15 protein-coding genes are annotated in these 16,416 nt (G+C 36.1%); 5 read left to right on the top strand and 10 right to left on the bottom strand.

Annotated features, from left to right (window positions below):
• Nucleotides 1-26: 26 nt before the first annotated feature.
• The 5 genes from ABN212_RS15280 to ABN212_RS15260 form a co-directional block, all read right to left on the bottom strand.
• Nucleotides 27-854 carry a DUF2877 domain-containing protein gene (locus tag ABN212_RS15280; RefSeq protein WP_198620863.1) on the bottom strand — a complete coding sequence of 276 codons (828 nt, stop codon included), beginning with the start codon at nt 852-854 and terminating at the stop codon, nt 27-29.
• A gap of 42 nt (nt 855-896) precedes the next feature.
• Nucleotides 897-2,162 (bottom strand): DUF1116 domain-containing protein, encoded by a 1,266-nt coding sequence (locus tag ABN212_RS15275; protein ID WP_100160111.1) that lies wholly within the window; start codon nt 2,160-2,162, stop codon nt 897-899.
• Between the two features lie 12 nt (nt 2,163-2,174).
• Nucleotides 2,175-3,842, bottom strand: a complete 1,668-nt coding sequence (locus ABN212_RS15270; RefSeq protein ID WP_198625903.1) for an acyl-CoA synthetase FdrA — start codon at nt 3,840-3,842, stop codon at nt 2,175-2,177.
• A gap of 545 nt (nt 3,843-4,387) precedes the next feature.
• The gene (locus tag ABN212_RS15265; RefSeq protein WP_409339554.1) at nt 4,388-4,957 is read right to left on the bottom strand and encodes a YceI family protein; all 570 of its coding nucleotides are present in this window, start codon (nt 4,955-4,957) and stop codon (nt 4,388-4,390) included.
• A gap of 84 nt (nt 4,958-5,041) precedes the next feature.
• Nucleotides 5,042-5,719 carry a hydrolase gene (locus ABN212_RS15260; RefSeq protein ID WP_023582649.1) on the bottom strand — a complete coding sequence of 226 codons (678 nt, stop codon included), beginning with the start codon at nt 5,717-5,719 and terminating at the stop codon, nt 5,042-5,044.
• A 293-nt stretch (nt 5,720-6,012) separates the two neighbouring features.
• Here ABN212_RS15260 and ABN212_RS15255 point away from each other — a divergent pair, with 293 nt between their 5' ends.
• On the top strand, nt 6,013-6,888 hold the full coding sequence (locus ABN212_RS15255) for a pirin family protein (protein ID WP_109371408.1): 876 nt from the start codon (nt 6,013-6,015) through the stop codon (nt 6,886-6,888).
• Nucleotides 6,889-6,965: 77 nt separating this feature from the next.
• Here the strand turns inward: ABN212_RS15255 and ABN212_RS15250 are convergent, their stop codons facing one another.
• Nucleotides 6,966-7,871: a LysR substrate-binding domain-containing protein gene (locus ABN212_RS15250; protein ID WP_349443384.1), complete on the bottom strand. Its 906-nt coding sequence runs from the start codon at nt 7,869-7,871 to the stop codon at nt 6,966-6,968.
• A 532-nt stretch (nt 7,872-8,403) separates the two neighbouring features.
• Here ABN212_RS15250 and ABN212_RS15245 point away from each other — a divergent pair.
• Nucleotides 8,404-9,876: an anion permease gene (locus ABN212_RS15245; protein WP_196533964.1), complete on the top strand. Its 1,473-nt coding sequence runs from the start codon at nt 8,404-8,406 to the stop codon at nt 9,874-9,876.
• A gap of 184 nt (nt 9,877-10,060) precedes the next feature.
• On the opposite strand, the gene ABN212_RS15240 is transcribed toward ABN212_RS15245, so the two are convergent.
• Together ABN212_RS15240 and ABN212_RS15235 are read right to left on the bottom strand one after the other, a co-directional pair.
• Nucleotides 10,061-10,666, bottom strand: coding sequence for a histidine phosphatase family protein (locus ABN212_RS15240; protein ID WP_109371414.1), 606 nt, complete (start codon nt 10,664-10,666; stop codon nt 10,061-10,063).
• 22 nt (nt 10,667-10,688) lie between these two features.
• A complete protein-coding gene (locus ABN212_RS15235) occupies nt 10,689-12,182 on the bottom strand; it encodes an SLC13 family permease (RefSeq protein ID WP_196533963.1) in 1,494 nt (497 codons plus the stop codon).
• A gap of 109 nt (nt 12,183-12,291) precedes the next feature.
• Here ABN212_RS15235 and ABN212_RS15230 point away from each other — a divergent pair, with 109 nt between their 5' ends.
• The 3 genes from ABN212_RS15230 (at nt 12,292) to ABN212_RS15220 (ending at nt 15,276) form a co-directional block, all read left to right on the top strand.
• The gene (locus tag ABN212_RS15230; RefSeq protein ID WP_198620868.1) at nt 12,292-13,206 is read left to right on the top strand and encodes a LysR family transcriptional regulator; all 915 of its coding nucleotides are present in this window, start codon (nt 12,292-12,294) and stop codon (nt 13,204-13,206) included.
• Nucleotides 13,207-13,326: 120 nt separating this feature from the next.
• Complete coding sequence (locus ABN212_RS15225; RefSeq protein ID WP_349443383.1) at nt 13,327-14,151, top strand: VanW family protein; 825 nt, start codon at nt 13,327-13,329, stop codon at nt 14,149-14,151.
• A gap of 195 nt (nt 14,152-14,346) precedes the next feature.
• The gene (locus ABN212_RS15220; RefSeq protein WP_109371420.1) at nt 14,347-15,276 is read left to right on the top strand and encodes a Dyp-type peroxidase; all 930 of its coding nucleotides are present in this window, start codon (nt 14,347-14,349) and stop codon (nt 15,274-15,276) included.
• Nucleotides 15,277-15,349: 73 nt separating this feature from the next.
• Here ABN212_RS15220 and ABN212_RS15215 read toward each other — a convergent pair whose 3' ends face one another.
• Nucleotides 15,350-15,697 carry a hypothetical protein gene (locus tag ABN212_RS15215; RefSeq protein WP_196533960.1) on the bottom strand — a complete coding sequence of 116 codons (348 nt, stop codon included), beginning with the start codon at nt 15,695-15,697 and terminating at the stop codon, nt 15,350-15,352.
• A gap of 277 nt (nt 15,698-15,974) precedes the next feature.
• On the bottom strand, nt 15,975-16,169 hold the full coding sequence (locus ABN212_RS15210; protein WP_198620870.1) for a hypothetical protein: 195 nt from the start codon (nt 16,167-16,169) through the stop codon (nt 15,975-15,977).
• Nucleotides 16,170-16,416 lie beyond the last annotated feature (247 nt).

Below are 16,416 nucleotides of genomic sequence, written 5' to 3'. Positions count from 1 at the left end.
TATATAAATTCTTTTATTAAAAAATATTAATCAATATGCTGTTGTTGTTTTTTAGTTTGGTAACCAATCCATAAGCCCAGTAATGTATCTGCACCAGAATGATGACCAATAGAGAGTATTTCCAACATATCCTTAAAAATAATCTCTTTATTCTTTATTTTTTTACCTAGTTGAATGAGATAGGTAGAAAATATTCCCTGTGTGGCATATTCCAAATAATGCTTACTGACAATGGTGGTCAATTCAGATAAAGGCGGTGTGTTATTAAAAAAATTATTAAGTTTATTTTCTGGCTCTGCTAAATAATGTGCAAATAGCATCCCCACCAGCATATCATCTGAACTTGGCGTTAATCCGGGGCCTTTTCCTGTAAAAATAGCCCAGTTAACCGCATTGCCTAATAGCTGGTTATGAAATAGCTTAGTTAGTAATCTAATTTCACTGAGTTGCGCGATTTGACGGTAATTTTTCAATGAGCCGTATAGCCCCGTTGCAATCGAGGGAGATAACAGAGAAAAAAAACTTTCTAACCAACGTAAATCTAAATTCGCTTTATCTTGTAAGCGCAAATTCTCACTTTGACCTGCGATCAATGTGAGTTTATTTGCGAGTGTCACTTGATGATTTTTAAGACTCATCACAATCGAGGGATGGCACTGTTTGGCAAAATAATCAAAATCATCTTGTTTTAGTAACCATCCCATCGGGCTTAATCCTTTTCCTTCACGATGAAAAGTCATTAAGCGTTGTTGAGGGCAAATGAAATTCAAAGCATGGTCATAAATGCCCACACATTTAATCTCACCTTCAAAGTCAGTGATATGCTGGCTGGTTTGAAGTGCTTGAATTTGCATAATGCCCCCTTTATTGCTGCACTTTGTCGTTAAAAAACGAGATTAAGCGTCGATGCCTAGCTCTTCAGCAAGTGCAACAATTGCTTTTTCAAAGCAACCTAAAGGTGCGCGTACAGTACCAGCACCAATCTGACCAACACCCGGCTCTTTATGTGCAATCCCTGTGTTAATCAGTGGCGTGATCCCAGTTTCAACAACGCGACGAGCATCTAAACCTAAACATGCACCTTGGAAATCCCAAGTTGGAATTTGCAACATCATGTTGCGTGCAAGATAGATCTCAGCCATTTCTTCAGTCACTTCACGCGCCGCATCCATACCACCTGATGCCCCAACAAAGCGTGTTACACCAGGAGCTGCAACCATTGCTGCGCCACCAATACCGAAGGTTTCAGTGATTGCACTATCACCGATATCTGGATTCGCATCTGCTTGACTAAAGCCTGAGAAGAACAGACCTTGTGGTGTATTTACTGGAGCGGTAAACCATTGGTCACCCATTCCGCTGATTTTGATACCAAAGTTGCTGCCATTACGTGTCATTACAGTGACGATAGTACCTTGCTTGATTTGAGCACCCGCATCCATCGCAGCCTTACAGTAAGCCATTGCTAAGTTCAGGAAGAATTGGTCTGTAATGCTCAGGAATTTAGTTACTTTTGTGATTTCAGCTTCTTCGAAATCTAAAGTGCCTAGTACTGGTGCAAGCTGGCGCAGTAACAGTGCAGATGCGGCGATGTTACGTTGGTGGAATTCATCACCCATCGTAATTGCTTGTCCCATAATTGCCGTCAGATCGATACCGTTTTCAAACGTTGCAATCGCTGCTTTTAATACTGGCGCCAAGCTATTTTGCATCCAATGTAAACGCTCTTGCACATCTGGACCGTAAGCACCAAAGCGCATCACTTTACCGATACCTTCGTTCATGTTGCAGTAAGCGTAGTTACCATGAATGTGGTTTTTGATAACCAGCATTGGCATATGAGCAGAAGTAATACCGCCCATTGGGCCTACTGCATTCACGTTATGGCAAGGAATAAACTCAATTTCACCGGCTTCTAACATTGCCAATGCTTGTTCTTCAGTTTCTGCCCAACCTTCAAATAAAGAAGCACCGATACATGCACCGCGAACAGGGCCACTCATTTCCCCCCAAGTTACTGGTGGACCTGCGTGAAGTAATTTTTTACCTGTCTCTAAAGCAGGAACAACTTCTTTTGCTAAGCTAACATCACACCAGTGAGGACGGGCTTCACGGATACGTTCGATAACTGCTTCATTCGCTTGTTCGATAGTTGAGTACATATCTGCAATTCCTTATTTCAATTTCTTTAATATTTCAGCCAGTTTTTTATTGCCACCTGCGACAGGTGCCCACTGATAATGAACAACGGGGGTGCCACTTGATTGCAGATCGTCTGCAAAGCTACGTAATCCTGCGTTGATCACAGAGATCCCGTTAAGCAGTGGCGACACTTCAGCATGTGCTTCTGCTGGATGAGGCTGGATTAATTCTTTGGCTAATAAAACGGCTTCTGGCAACGTATCCATCACAATAATGCCCGCTTCTTTTAGCTGTTTTTGCTGTTCGCTACGGTTTTGTGGATCGTCTTCAGTACCCGTGATAGTTGCGATAGTGATCAGTGGATTTGCTTCGCCACGTTTCTCATTCAGTTTTTTGATTTCCTGAATTAACGCGCCAGCTGGATCTTGAGTTGCGCCATAACCAATAACAAAATCAACCAGTAACACGCCCGCTTCAGTTTTATTACTTAGCTCACTGATAAATTTGTTACGTGTAGATGGGTCAATCATTGGGTGTGGTTTACCCTGTGTATAGAAGTCATCACCCATATCGATAATTTTGTGACCATCAGCATCTAGCATCGTGCCTTGTTTATGCTCGTTATCGACTTCAACATTGAGTTTTTCAGATAACAACATGGCGCACTCAGCCGCTAACGTACCACCGGCATAAAGACCAATGATTTTCTTACCTGCTACTTTTGGTAATTCCGCGGCAATATCTTCAACACGAGCTAATTCAGCCGCAATACGTGCAGTTTCATCTAAAGTGCGAGTGAAATAGATATTGTCGTCTTGGAATTTCTCAGGTTTTGTTCCTAAGAATTGAGCCACAATCGGTTTGTTATGGCGTTTCATTTCAGCAATGATTTTTTGGCGAACAGCTGGCGCTGGTGGCTTAGAAACAAAAGCAATAACTCGAGTATTAGGATCAGCAGCCAGCATATTGATAGCTGTTATTGCACTGATGCCACCAATTTGCTCAGTTAAATCACGCCCACCTAAACCAATGGAGTGAGAAATACCTTGGCGCTGTAAAACAATCTGTGAGGTGATTTCTTGAATACCAGTACCTGATGCGCCCACAATACCTATTGAACCTTTAGGTGCAATATTCGCGAAAGCAAGAGGAGCACCCGCAATATTCGCAGTACCACAGTCAGGCCCCATCACAATCAGACCTTTTGCAGCTGCTTTTTCTTTTAATGCTTTTTCATCTGCGATAGAAACGTTGTCAGAGAACAGCATAACGTTACAGCCATCTTCTAAACCGGTATCAGCTAATTCAGCCGCATATTCCCCCGCAATAGAGATAAGTAACATATTGGCATTCGTGCTTTTTTGTTTAGCGGTACGCCAGCTACGCACTGTCGTTAATTTGTTACCACCTTTTTGACCACTGGCTATCTCTGCCAGTGCTTCCTCTAATGCCGTAGAAATCATATCGATAATGGAAGGATCGTCTGATTCCGCTTTAATCGAAACACAAATGTCATTCGGTGTGGCTTCGTTAAACATGTCGTGCCAGAAACCGGTGACATCGAGAAGAGATTTATTCGCTGGTGTTCCCATCATGACGGAAATTTCTTCCACCTCTGGGGCTTCACTTAATTTTCGGGAAATAATCATCAGGCTTACTGAATCCTGAAAGCTCCCTTTTTTAATAAAAGCATGGATCATTATGATATCCTTAACGCATTTAATATATGTAACAGCACATATCTATTTGCATTTCGTTTTTTTGATAATAAGAAGCCTATTTGCTTAATTTATTAAGCAATATAAATAAATGTCTGATTTATTAATTTCTAATCTCTGTATATAAACATACTGAAGAAATATCGAAATGTAGAGTGACAGAAGTCACACTTACTTATTGTAAAAAATTTTTATTTAATCGAACGATATTTATTAAATAAATTATGATGAGGAAAGCTTATTAATTTAAGGATAAAACCTAAAACTTCATAGAGGAATTTAACGAATAAGAAACAATCAATGGAATACAAACTTCAAATAAAACAAAGACAACCAATTATCAAGTTACAATTTTATAACATACAACAATAAATAATTATTATCAATAAATAAAAAAGGCTATTTTCCTTTGTTAAATTTTTAAGTTAATCTTTATTTTCAATTGTATTTAATTTTATAAAAAACAAAAAAGCCTTTTATTTAATAAGGCTTTTAAAATAGAAAGAATATTTAATATATAACTTAAGTTACTGCTTAATAGCTTCAACTTGAATTTTTAATGTCATATTATCCGCCATTCCTTCTTTGACTAAAAAGTCTACGCCCCAATCTGAACGTTTAATGGTTGTTTCAAAATCTCCCCCACAAACAGGTGCATTAAATACAGGGCTTTCATAACAATTAAATTTAGTTGCTGTTAAATGAATTGGCAGTGTTTTCCCTTTCATTGTTAATAACCCATCAATAGATGTAGGCTTATTATTAGAAAAATGCCATTGTGTTGAAGAAAACTGAATTGTTAGGTATTTATCTGCATCTAAAATATCGGCACTTTTCACATGATTATCAAATGCCTTTAATCCCGTATTTAATGTTTTAACTGGAATAGAAACATTTATTTTTCCTATATTCTTTTCTGGTGAATAAGTTAAATCCCCTTCAATCTCATAAAAACCACCACTATTGGTCGAAGTGCCAAAGTGATCAATATAAAACATAGCCTTAGTGTGTGTTGGCTCAAGTTTATATTCATTTGCTTGCACTGTCGGCACAAGTAATAATGAGGATAATACGGCAGGTAAAATAAATTTCATTATTGATTCCTAATATATTTTTATAAAATAATGCCCATAAAGAAAAAGCTTTATAGGCATTTTTAAACAAAGAGAATTTAAAATTAATTAACGCTGAGAATCTAAAACTTCGTTATTTTTTAATACGTCTTGAGCTTTGCTATAACTTTCAATTAATAACTGATAAGCAGGGAAAATCTGAGTATACGCTTGCGCCCATTCAGCGGCATCAGCACGATTCCATGTTTTTTGAATTTCAGAAGCAACCGCTGCGGTGTCCATCGGTACTACACCCGCTTGAACAATACGAGCTAAGGTAATTTCTTCAGCCATTTTACTGTAAGTACCTGATGCATCAATCACTGCAAAGACTTGATAACCTTCAGCAACCGCACTAATTGCAGGGAATGCCATACAAACACTCGTAATAGTACCCGCGATAATTAATTGCTTTTTACCTGTTGCTTTAACAGCTTCAACAAACTCAGGATTATCCCAAGCGTTAATTTCACCTTTACGTGCAATATATTTTGCATGAGGTGCATTTTGATGAATTTCAGGAATTAATGGACCATTAGGGCCTTGTGGTACAGAAGCAGTTGTAATAACAGGCATATTAGCTAATGTTGCCATTTTCGCTAATACTGAAGCGCGTGCTCGTAATTCAGTCATTGGCATATCACCTACGGTTTGAAATAAACCACTTTGGTGATCAATTAATAACATAACAGCATCTTCTGGATTAATTACAGGGCGTTGACCATTAAAATTTGCTGGAGTGCTCATTTGTTTATTCCTTTTAATTAATAAAGTTGATTATTAACATGATTGAAGAAAAATATTAGAGAAAAATATTAGGGAAAAATATTTTTATATCGTTTCTCTTCTGCTGTAATAAACAATAGTCAATTAATTAAAAGCTCGGTAGTAGCAATTCTGATAAACACTATTCTAAAAATAGAACACTGAAACATTTTATTATTGTTCTATTTTTAGGATGATGAAATCTAATTTTGATACTACTTAAATATATTAGTCGTTCTAAAATAGCACCTATAGACATTTTATAGGAACATTTTATGAAAAAGATCATAGGTATTTATAAAGCACCTCGTCAACATTGGGTTGGTGATGGTTTTCATGTTCGCTCACTCTTTAGTTATGGTAATCATGGTAAATATTTAAACCCATTTTTACTTTTAGATAGAGCTGGCCCTACTGATTTTCCTGCATCTCAAGGACATAATCGTGGTGTCGGTGAACACCCTCACCGCGGATTTGAAACGGTCACTATCGTTTATAAAGGTGAAGTTGCACACCATGATTCCACTGGAGAAGGTGGCGTAATCGGTCCAGGTGATGTGCAGTGGATGACCGCTGCTTCAGGTATTTTACATCAAGAATATCATTCTGATGCATTTACTAAAGAAGGCGGTGTGTTAGATATGGTGCAGTTGTGGGTTAACCTTCCATCTGAGGCTAAATCAGCACCTGCTGGCTATCAGTTATTAAAAGAAAGCGCGATCCCTGTACTTCCTTTGGCAGATAACGCGGGTCAATTGCGCGTTATTGCTGGGAATTATCATGATACAGATGGCGCAGCAAAAACCTTTTCACCTGTAGATGTGTGGGATCTCCAATTAAAAAGCACAAAATCAGTGACGCTGCCGACCAAGAAAGATCGCTATGTTGGCTTAGTCGTTCTACACGGTAGTGTTTATCTTGATAATCAGACCCAATTACAAACAGGTGATTTGGTTATTTTAGATAATGAAGGTGGTACTGTTAATCTTGAAGCGATTGAAGATGATGCTATCGTCTTATATCTCAGTGGTGAGCCTATTAATGAGCCTGTTGTAGGTTATGGTCCTTTTGTGATGAATAGCGAAGCACAAATCAGACAGGCCATTGATGATTTTAACCAAGGTAAATTTGGTCGTATTCCTAATGAGTAACACTTTTTTAAATACGGTATAAAGCAATAAACATTCAAACGGCTCCCTTTAATATTCGGAGCCGTTTTTATATTGTTCTACTCTTTCAATGGCAACATATTATCAGCAAGGTATTCCAGCAACACCTGAATAGCAGGTAATAACCCTTTTCTTGACGGATAAACTGCATGAATAACATCTTTAGGAAAACGCCAATTTGGCAACACTTCAATTAGCGTGCCGTCTTGTAATTCTTTTTCAACCACACTCAGTGGTAATCGCGCTATTCCTAATCCTTTTAATGTTGCTTTATAAAGCGTAATAACATCTGTTGTCGCTAATTTCGGCGTTACGTGTTGTGTGGAAACCGTACCATTTTCATGAGTCAACGTAAGTGTGTATTGTTGTGAGTGTTCGCTATTTGCCAAAATAGGATAATCTGCAAGTTGTTCTGGTGAATCAGGAAGCTCTTGCCCTTCAAATAACAGGGGACTGGCAACTAGAACACGTCGAGAATAGCCTAGAATTTTCATTGTTAAACCTGAATCATCTAGCGGTAATGCTCTTACTCGTAAAGCTAAATCAAGGCCTTCACTAATTACATCAACAGGTCGATTAATGGCTAAGATCTGAATATTAATATCTGGATATTTTTCCATAAAATCGACTAAAATATCTTGAATATAAATTTGTAATAATGCGACAGGACACGAGAGTTTAATGGTGCCATGTGGGTGCCCTTGTACCGAATAAATAATTTCTTCCGCTATTTCAGCTTCTGCAACCACATTTTTACACTGCTGATAAAATGTCTGCCCGATTTTAGTGACATGAAATTGACGTGTAGAACGATAAATCAAAGAGACATTGAGTTTCTGTTCCAAATCAGCGATACGACGACTTAGTTTAGATTTAGGTATACCTAATGTTTCTGCCGCTTGAGAAAAACCGCCAAACTCAACGACTTTCACAAAATAGTAGAGATCATTTAAATCGTACTTCATTGTGTATCACCTATTAGGTTATTTTCAATATTTAGCTGAATTGTTTCAGATCTCGATATTATGGCAAAAAATAATTGTAAATATTATTTACCATTATTCAGCTATTGTTAATGACATTATAATCACATAGGTTAATAAAATAAAGGCGACCGAGAATAGTAACACAATCCGTTATAATCTTATTAATTTAATATTATAAATGTGATATGAGATAAAATTACATACCATAATTATATTTTATTTCCACCTATCATTGAATTTAGTTTTTATTATTAATGTTTAGTTATAATAATAAAAATAAAAAAACAACAATAAAAACATAAAGATAAATAATCACCCTGTATTTCAATAACATTAAGTTACATAAAATCTCTTATTTTAAAATTAAGTTAATAAATAATTTTATTTTTATGACATCAATCAATGAATATTTAATAATATGTTAATAAGATCATCTTCAATAAAAATACTTATTAGCTTTACTTTTTACTTCCGATTATTTATTTAACCTGCAACCTAATGGAATAACCTGATGAATAAATTAACTCCATTACGACCTATACCTACATTAATCGCCGTTTCTATTACCCTTATTATCTGGTTTCTTGTTCCTGTACCACAGGGGGTTGATCCCAATGCTTGGCATTTATTAGCACTCTTTGTCGGTACTATCGCCGCCATTATTGGTAAAGCACTTCCTATCGGTGCTGTATCTATTATTGCTATCGCATTAGTCGCTGTTACAGGTGTCACTAATCCTAATTCAACCAAAGCCGCTATCGGTGATGCATTAAGTGGATTTTCCAATGATCTTATCTGGTTAATTGGTATTTCCATTATGGTATCAATGAGTCTAAATAAAACGGGACTCGGCGCTAGAATTGGTTATTATTTTATTTCACTTTTTGGTAAAAGAACCATTGGAATAGCCTATTCATTAGCAATTGCAGAAACAATCTTAGCTCCTGTAACACCAAGTAATACCGCACGAGGGGGTGGGATTATTCACCCCATTATGCGATCAATTTCAGATAGTTTTAACTCTAAAGCGGAAGATGGTACAAGTGGTAAAATAGGCCGTTACCTCTCTTTAGTGAACTACAATATAAATCCTATTACTTCTGCTATGTTTATTACGGCAACAGCTCCTAACCCGCTAATTGTCAGTTTAATTATTAGTGAAACAGATCCTACACATGAGCTTAGTTGGTCTATGTGGGCAATTGCGGCTTTTGTGCCAGCTATCGTTTCATTAATTTTAATGCCTATTGTTATTTATCTACTGTATAAGCCTGAAATAACCCGCACTCCAAATGCACCTCATTTTGCCAAAGAGCGTTTAGCGCAATTAGGCCCTATTTCATTACCTGAAAAAATAACTCTTGCCGTCTTCGCCTTGTTATTAATCATGTGGGCTGGTGTCCCAGCATTATTATTTGGTGATGGATTTAGCGTTAATGCAACAACAGCAGCCTTTATTGGTTTGTCGATTTTATTATGTACTGGCGTTTTAAATTGGGATGATATTTTAAAAAACAAAGGTGCATGGGATACAGTAGTTTGGTTCTCTGCATTAGTAATGATGGCATCCTTCTTAGGAAAATTAGGATTAATTAAATGGTTGTCACTCAGTGTAGGGGCAAGTATTGATAGCATGGGTATTAGTTGGGTCAGTGGCATGATATTACTGGTACTAATTTATGTTTATTCTCATTATTTCTTTGCTAGTACTACTGCTCATATTACCGCAATGTTCGCCGCTTTTTATGCCGCAGGTTTAGCCCTTGGCGCACCACCAATGTTATTAGGGCTTATTTTGGCATTCTCATCTTCATTAATGATGTCACTCACTCATTACGGCACAGGCACCGCCCCCATTATTTTCGGTTCTGGCTACGCCACATTAGGTGAATGGTGGAAAACGGGATTTGTGATGAGTGTGGTTAACCTTATCGTTTGGATAACCCTTGGTAGCATGTGGTGGAAGGTGTTGGGATATTGGTAGGATTTAATGGTTTGATTTCAATAAATCAGAGCAAAGTTTCCCTTGCTCTGATTTAATATCGGAGTGACTTATTTTAAATTTCAGATTTAAATTTCAAATTTAAATTCTAGATTTAAATTCTAGCCTTAAATAATAAATACGTTTAAAACAGGATGATTAAATTGAAAACCACTTCTTATTAATCTTAATCAGCGACATTCTTATCTGGCATATAAGATCCAATATTATAGGCTTCTAATTTTGGCGCTTTATCAGAATTAAGATCAAAATTAAATATCGTTATTGTGCCTGGTGTTGCGGGTAATAAAAACTCAGGTGACAAATTTAAAAATACTTTGCAGGCTGCACGAATAACACCACTATGCACAACCGCTAATAAATCACTGTCTTCTTTATGTACCCATTCCTTTAATGCCGCACCAATACGATCACAAAAATCAAACCAATTTTCACCTTTAGGTGGCGTATATGTTCCTGCTCGCCAATTTTTGTATTTATCTGCATGATGTCTTATGAGTTCTGGTTTTCGCTGTCCTGTCCATTCCCCCATATTTAACTCACGTAATAACGGCTCTTTAACCGCTTCGGGATGACCGACAATTTCTGCGGTTTGTACTGTTCGCCCTAAATCTGACGTAATAATCCTAGCGGGTGATAACAATTTAATACTCTCTTTTATCGCCATTGCTTGATTAATGCCTTTTGGTGATAAACAAGAATTAGCATGTCCTTGTAAGCGTGATTCCATATTCCATAAGGTTTCACCGTGTCTTAATAAAATTAGTCTCATTATTATTCCTTAATTTAATGGCTTAAAGACCATATCCAAGAATTTGGAACCAAGTGAATATCGCAATAGAAATTACCGATGCACCAACAAAACAGGTAATTAATCCATATTTCATTTGGTCTAATACACTAAAGTAACCACTTGAAAAATAGATGGTATTTACTTTTGAATGTGGTGGTAATGTAATGGTATATGTGAGTGTAAATGACGCGGCTAATGCTAATGTTACCGGATCCATGCCTAATGTTTTGGCAAGCGCAATAATGGCTGGAATTAATATGGTCGTTTTCACGGTTTTACTCGTAAAAATTAAATGGCTATACATACAGATAAAGACAACAACAACATAGACCATCGTCGTACTCATATTTTCGAGTCCGAGCCCATAAACCATTTTACCAATTAACCATTGCGCACCTTGTGTGGATTCTAAAGTATTACCTGCCGCATAAGCACCTGCTGCAAATATCATAAGATCCCATTTAATATTGGCTTCATTCCACGTTAATAAGCCAATACGAGGCATCAGACAGAGAATGGCAGCAATAACAGCAGTCATATAAACGCTAATTTTGAAGCCAAACATATCTTGGTGATAACTTTCGGTTGCCCATAAGAACACTGCCATTAAAAAGATATACATGGCTTTTTTCTCATTCTTAGTTAATGCACCAAGTTGAGAACGTTCTTTTTTTAATTTCTCTAGCGAACCTTCAAAATCCACTTCCCCCTTAAAAGAGAATAATTTTAATCCAATAAAAAAGGAGATAGTCATACCAACAATAGCTAATGGGAAAGAAGCAATTAACCAATCCATATAACCAATAGAACCACCGGCTTGTGAATTGATAAATCCAACTGCAATAATATTAGCCGCAGTTCCCGTCATTACACCGGATGTTGCCAAAGCATCAGCTTGTACGCCTTGCAACATCATTAATTTCCCGTAATTACTTTTTCCAGGAATTGCCTTATGTATCTCTAATAAGATCATACAAATAGGCACCATTAATGTCGCGCGTGCAGTCGTTGAGGGAACAAAGAAAACTAAGCTGAAGTTAATTAAAATAAGGACAAATAACGCTTTTTTGGGTGTTTGCCCAAATTTGGTGATCATCCATAGAGCAAAGCGTCTGGCAATATTCGATTTGATCATGGCGGACGTTAAAACAAATGCTGAAACCATCAACCAAATAACGTCATAACCTAATGTACCGAAAACCACTTTCTCTTTTGCAACAGTGCCCGTTATTGGAAGTAAGACAATAACGAGCATTGAGGTTAAATAAATGGGTAAAGATCCACACACCCATAAAATTAACGCGGCACAAAAAATAGCAATGGCTTTTTGCCCTTCAATACTTAATCCATCGGGTGTTGGCATAAAAAATAAAACGAGTAATACCAATAAAGCTAAAGGTATTCCTATTGTTTTTAAGGTTATTTTCTTACCGTTTTGTTTTGGTGATGATGGCGCTGGTTTAGCGATGTCATCTCGCTTCGCAGTCTTTTCCATAACCGATTCCTCTTAATGTGTAGGGTAGGAAGTTCAGTATAGAAATATTGAGGTATAAAGATAATTGTATTAATATATTATAACTATAAAAATAATTTATGGTGCTGAGATGAATTTAAGCCAACTTGATGCTTTTCTACTACTTGCCAACGGTTTTAATGTTACTGAAACCGCAGAGCGTCTATTCTGCACTCAACCAAGTGTCAGTATTAAAATCAGAAAACTAGAAGAAGAATTGCAAACAACATTGTTTGAAAGGATCAATAATCGGCTTTATTTAACGCCTCAAGGTAAGGTTTATCAGCAGTACGCAACCCAAATTATTAATTTAGTAAAATCCTCTTCTGAGCATATGCGACAATTTGATGATCCCTCTAAAGGTGAAATTAAGTTTGGCGCTAGCCATTTTGTTGGCGTTTACCTATTACCTCAAATTATGGCGCAATTTAGAGAACAGTATCCAGATGTGAAATTAAGTATGGATATTTCAAGCTCAACACAACTTATCCATAAACTTGATACCCAAGAATTAGAATTTTTGATCATGTCAGATCATATCTATTTAGATCCGACGGAATATCATCTTGATACCTTTCTTATCGATCCCTTAGTGCTTATTTGTTCACCTGAACATTGGCTGTCAAAAAAGAAACATTGCAGATTTTCTGATATTGCCTCAGAAGTTTTTCTGATCAAACCAGAGCACTCTGCTACCCGTGATTTTTTATTAGATAGGATCCAAGAAAATAATAAAGAACTCAAAAATGTGATGGAAATAAATAGCTTGGAAGGAATAAAACAGGGGGTTATTCACGGTTTAGGAGTCTCAATTTTATCTCGTTTGTCTATTATGCAAGAATTAAAATCAGGTCTTTTATGTGAAATTGCATTTGATGATATCCAATTTAGCCGAGGCATTCGTTACTTTTATCATAAAGAAAAGTATATCTCTCCAGCCACTAAGAATTTTTTATCTGTTTTACAATCTCAAGCTCAAATTTTAACGAAAGATATCAATAAATAAATTTATTGGCTAAATTCTTAGCTCTATTATTTTAAGGATATCGGCGTATCAATACACTCATTCAATCGTTATCATACTCACGTTTATCTCTTTCTATTAACTATTGTTTAAAAGGATTTTATGCGTAGAACACTCTCGTCTTATCACCCTATTCTTTATACTTTGAGAGTGGCACAACGTCGTTTATTTCGCTCTCTTAGTTGGCGATTTTCAAATCGAAAATACAGCAGAGACGTTCAACCAGAACATCGGCTTTCACACCGTTATCTAAAACACACATCTAAATTAATTAGTCGCCGTGGCGAAAGTGATATCCAATTACAATACAATAAGATAACGAATCTTAAATTAGTTGAAAAAGCATTAGATGGTATCGTGATAAAATCGGGAGAGTATTTCTCTTTTTGCTATTTAATTGGTAAACCTAGCTATAAAAGAGGTTTTATTGATGGCATGCAACTCTCCTATGGTGAAGCAAGAAAAGGTGTAGGCGGTGGAATTTGTCAAGCCAGTAATTTAATACATTGGTTAGCACTACATTCTGAATTAAAAGTGATTGAAAAAGCCAATCACAGTTTTGATCCCTTTCCTGATGAAGGACGAGTCCTCCCTTTTGGCTCAGGAGCCGCTATTTTTTATAACTATGTAGATTTAGTCTTATATAATCCAACGCCTTATGATTATCAAATTAGATTACATGTCGCTGAACATCAGTTAGAAGGCGAGCTCCTTTGTAGCGAAGCAAGGGAATATCGTTATCATATTTATGAGAAATCTTCTTCTTTTATCAAAAAGGGAGAGCATGTGTATCGTTGTAATGAAATTTGGCGAGATATTTACACTAAAAACAATGTGGGCGCTTTTCCTCAATTAATTAAATCAGAATTATTGTATAAAAATCGTGTTGTCATAAAATATGATATTCCAGACTCAGAATTGAATTAATTCATTTAGATAAATATTTGTTGCCCACATTTTATATTCTAAAAAAGAGTATCATATTGAAACTCGTTACTTATAAAAATAAAAATCTCACCCTCTCTTTGTAATAGAGAGGTTTTTGGTGTAAAACTAAAAAACAATATTTTGTAAATATAGCTTAATTATTATTCATCTATTATTCGTCATTTAGGGATCACTATGAAATACCAAGATGTTACGAAATCACCCTGTGAGAATGCTTATTTTTTAGTTTTTAACCTCACCCACTCATCTGAAAACCGCGATACTCTGATCGATTTTTGTAATAATTTTTCTGGTTTGATACGTAGTATGAGGACACGTTTTCCTGAATTGGAAACAAGTTGTGTAATGGGATTCGGTGCAAATGCGTGGACTACATTATTTCCCAATCAGCCAAAACCCAAAGAGCTAAATACCTTTAAAGAAATTAAAGGTGACACTTATACTGCGGTTTCTACTCCAGGCGATCTCTTTTTCCATATTCGAGCCCTCAAAGTTTCAGCCTGCTACGAATTAGCGTCTATCATCAGCCAAAAGCTAAAGAATATTGTTACGCCTGTTGATGAAGTTCATGGGTTTAGATATTTTGACGGCCGTTCTATTATTGGTTTTGTCGATGGAACTGAAAACCCAGAGTATGAAGATGAGCGTGCTTCTTATGCCGTTATTGGCGATGAAGATCCTGAATTTAAAGGTGGCAGTTACGCCTTTGTACAAAAATATATTCACGATATGGAAGCATGGGAAAAACAGCCCCTTATCGAACAAGAAAAAGTCATTGGTAGACACAAATTCAATGATGTGGAGTTAACCGATGAAGAAAAAGAACCCGGTTCACATAATGTTGTAACCAATATTCAAGATGAGAACGGCGAAGATTTAAAAATTGTCAGAGCCAATATGCCTTTTTCCAATCCATCTAGAAATGAATATGGTACTTACTTTATTGGTTATGCGCGTTATTTTTCAACAACTAACCGTATGTTAGAAAATATGTTTGCAGGCACACCTGAAGGCCATACCGATAAATTACTTAAATTCAGTACCCCTGTAACAGGTACATTATTCTTTGTTCCATCACCTGAATTTCTAGATGATCTAGCGTAATTTATTACAAGTAGATATATAGGCTTGTTACTTATATATCTACTTTTTTATTATGGTTTTTTCTCTGGATCAATTATAAACCGAAAACATTAACGTAAAATTCTTTGCCGTCATCGGTGCTTTCAATGGTATAAGTAATCGGAATTGAATTTTTGCCGCCTTTACCTTCAAAAGAAAGTTCCGCAGCACATGAGTAAGTATCTCTTTTCTCATCATGTTCACGAGTACGCACGCTTTCTACTTTGATCTTTATTTGATCGATCACAGCAGCCATTTTTTGATCACGAAGTTCATCTTTTGTAATATCAATGACTAAGCCTTTTGCTTCTGAGCTGTCACAAGTCGGTGTTCCACCACCACATCCCACTAAAGGTAATGCTAATGCGCTTAATAAAGCTAATTTTAGAATTCTAGTTTTCATGTTGATTATTTCTTCCTTGCTCACAAGATAAAATAAATTTTTCAATATTTTACCTAATAATTATCTCGCAACAATATAGTGAGTTAATAGTCAGAATAAGATAACGATAGAAATTAATATTTTAGTGTTAAGATAATCATTAAGTAAAACCTACAAACTTTAACGCCAATATTAATGTGCTTCGATTTCTTGTTTGTTAATCACACCAATAATATCAACACGAATATTTCGTGTATCCGCTCTTCCTTTATCATCTACTGCGCGAATACGATAGCGACTACTCTCTTTGGGATACCACTCTATTGAGCGCTGATTTTGTACTATTCCCTAGATAAGCATCATCAACAAACCAATAAATAATATTGCTGTCATTATCTGTTGTTGCATTAAATACAATTGATGTGTTTGGTGCTGAAGTACGTCTTAAAGTATAAGTGGTATTACGTAATGGCGATAATATACGAGGCGGCATTCCTGTAACTCTTTATGTTTATTTCAAGAAAATCCAGCAATTCATAATATTTATTATTAATAAAAATATGACTGGCTTGTTTTTGTCTTATTATCCATAAGATACCTTATTACTCTTACATACTCTTAATTTTTTCACACGCTTTAAAAATCGAAAAACACGAGTAAACTATTTTTATGCGAGTTATACCGCAAAAGGGATGATTTTCTTATGTTATGCACTTAAATATCTTGTTTTGCTTTGATGA

Origin of the sequence: Proteus genomosp. 6, from assembly GCF_040139785.1 — a bacterium.
Lineage (GTDB): Bacteria > Pseudomonadota > Gammaproteobacteria > Enterobacterales > Enterobacteriaceae > Proteus.
This window is presented reverse-complemented; position numbering and strand designations above follow the sequence as displayed.

What these genes read in the sequence shown, in the direction of transcription:
- ABN212_RS15250 (WP_349443384.1), bottom strand. Translation starts at nt 7,871, where the DNA reads ATGAAGTACGATTTAAATGATCTCTACTATTTTGTGAAAGTCGTTGAG.
- ABN212_RS15245 (WP_196533964.1), top strand. Translation starts at nt 8,404, where the DNA reads ATGAATAAATTAACTCCATTACGACCTATACCTACATTAATCGCCGTT.
- ABN212_RS15240 (WP_109371414.1), bottom strand. Translation starts at nt 10,666, where the DNA reads ATGAGACTAATTTTATTAAGACACGGTGAAACCTTATGGAATATGGAA.
- ABN212_RS15210 (WP_198620870.1), bottom strand. Translation starts at nt 16,169, where the DNA reads ATGCCGCCTCGTATATTATCGCCATTACGTAATACCACTTATACTTTA.
- ABN212_RS15225 (WP_349443383.1), top strand. Translation starts at nt 13,327, where the DNA reads ATGCGTAGAACACTCTCGTCTTATCACCCTATTCTTTATACTTTGAGA.
- ABN212_RS15275 (WP_100160111.1), bottom strand. Translation starts at nt 2,162, where the DNA reads ATGTACTCAACTATCGAACAAGCGAATGAAGCAGTTATCGAACGTATC.
- ABN212_RS15255 (WP_109371408.1), top strand. Translation starts at nt 6,013, where the DNA reads ATGAAAAAGATCATAGGTATTTATAAAGCACCTCGTCAACATTGGGTT.
- ABN212_RS15230 (WP_198620868.1), top strand. Translation starts at nt 12,292, where the DNA reads ATGAATTTAAGCCAACTTGATGCTTTTCTACTACTTGCCAACGGTTTT.
- ABN212_RS15235 (WP_196533963.1), bottom strand. Translation starts at nt 12,182, where the DNA reads ATGGAAAAGACTGCGAAGCGAGATGACATCGCTAAACCAGCGCCATCA.
- ABN212_RS15270 (WP_198625903.1), bottom strand. Translation starts at nt 3,842, where the DNA reads ATGATCCATGCTTTTATTAAAAAAGGGAGCTTTCAGGATTCAGTAAGC.
- ABN212_RS15280 (WP_198620863.1), bottom strand. Translation starts at nt 854, where the DNA reads ATGCAAATTCAAGCACTTCAAACCAGCCAGCATATCACTGACTTTGAA.
- ABN212_RS15220 (WP_109371420.1), top strand. Translation starts at nt 14,347, where the DNA reads ATGAAATACCAAGATGTTACGAAATCACCCTGTGAGAATGCTTATTTT.
- ABN212_RS15260 (WP_023582649.1), bottom strand. Translation starts at nt 5,719, where the DNA reads ATGAGCACTCCAGCAAATTTTAATGGTCAACGCCCTGTAATTAATCCA.
- ABN212_RS15215 (WP_196533960.1), bottom strand. Translation starts at nt 15,697, where the DNA reads ATGAAAACTAGAATTCTAAAATTAGCTTTATTAAGCGCATTAGCATTA.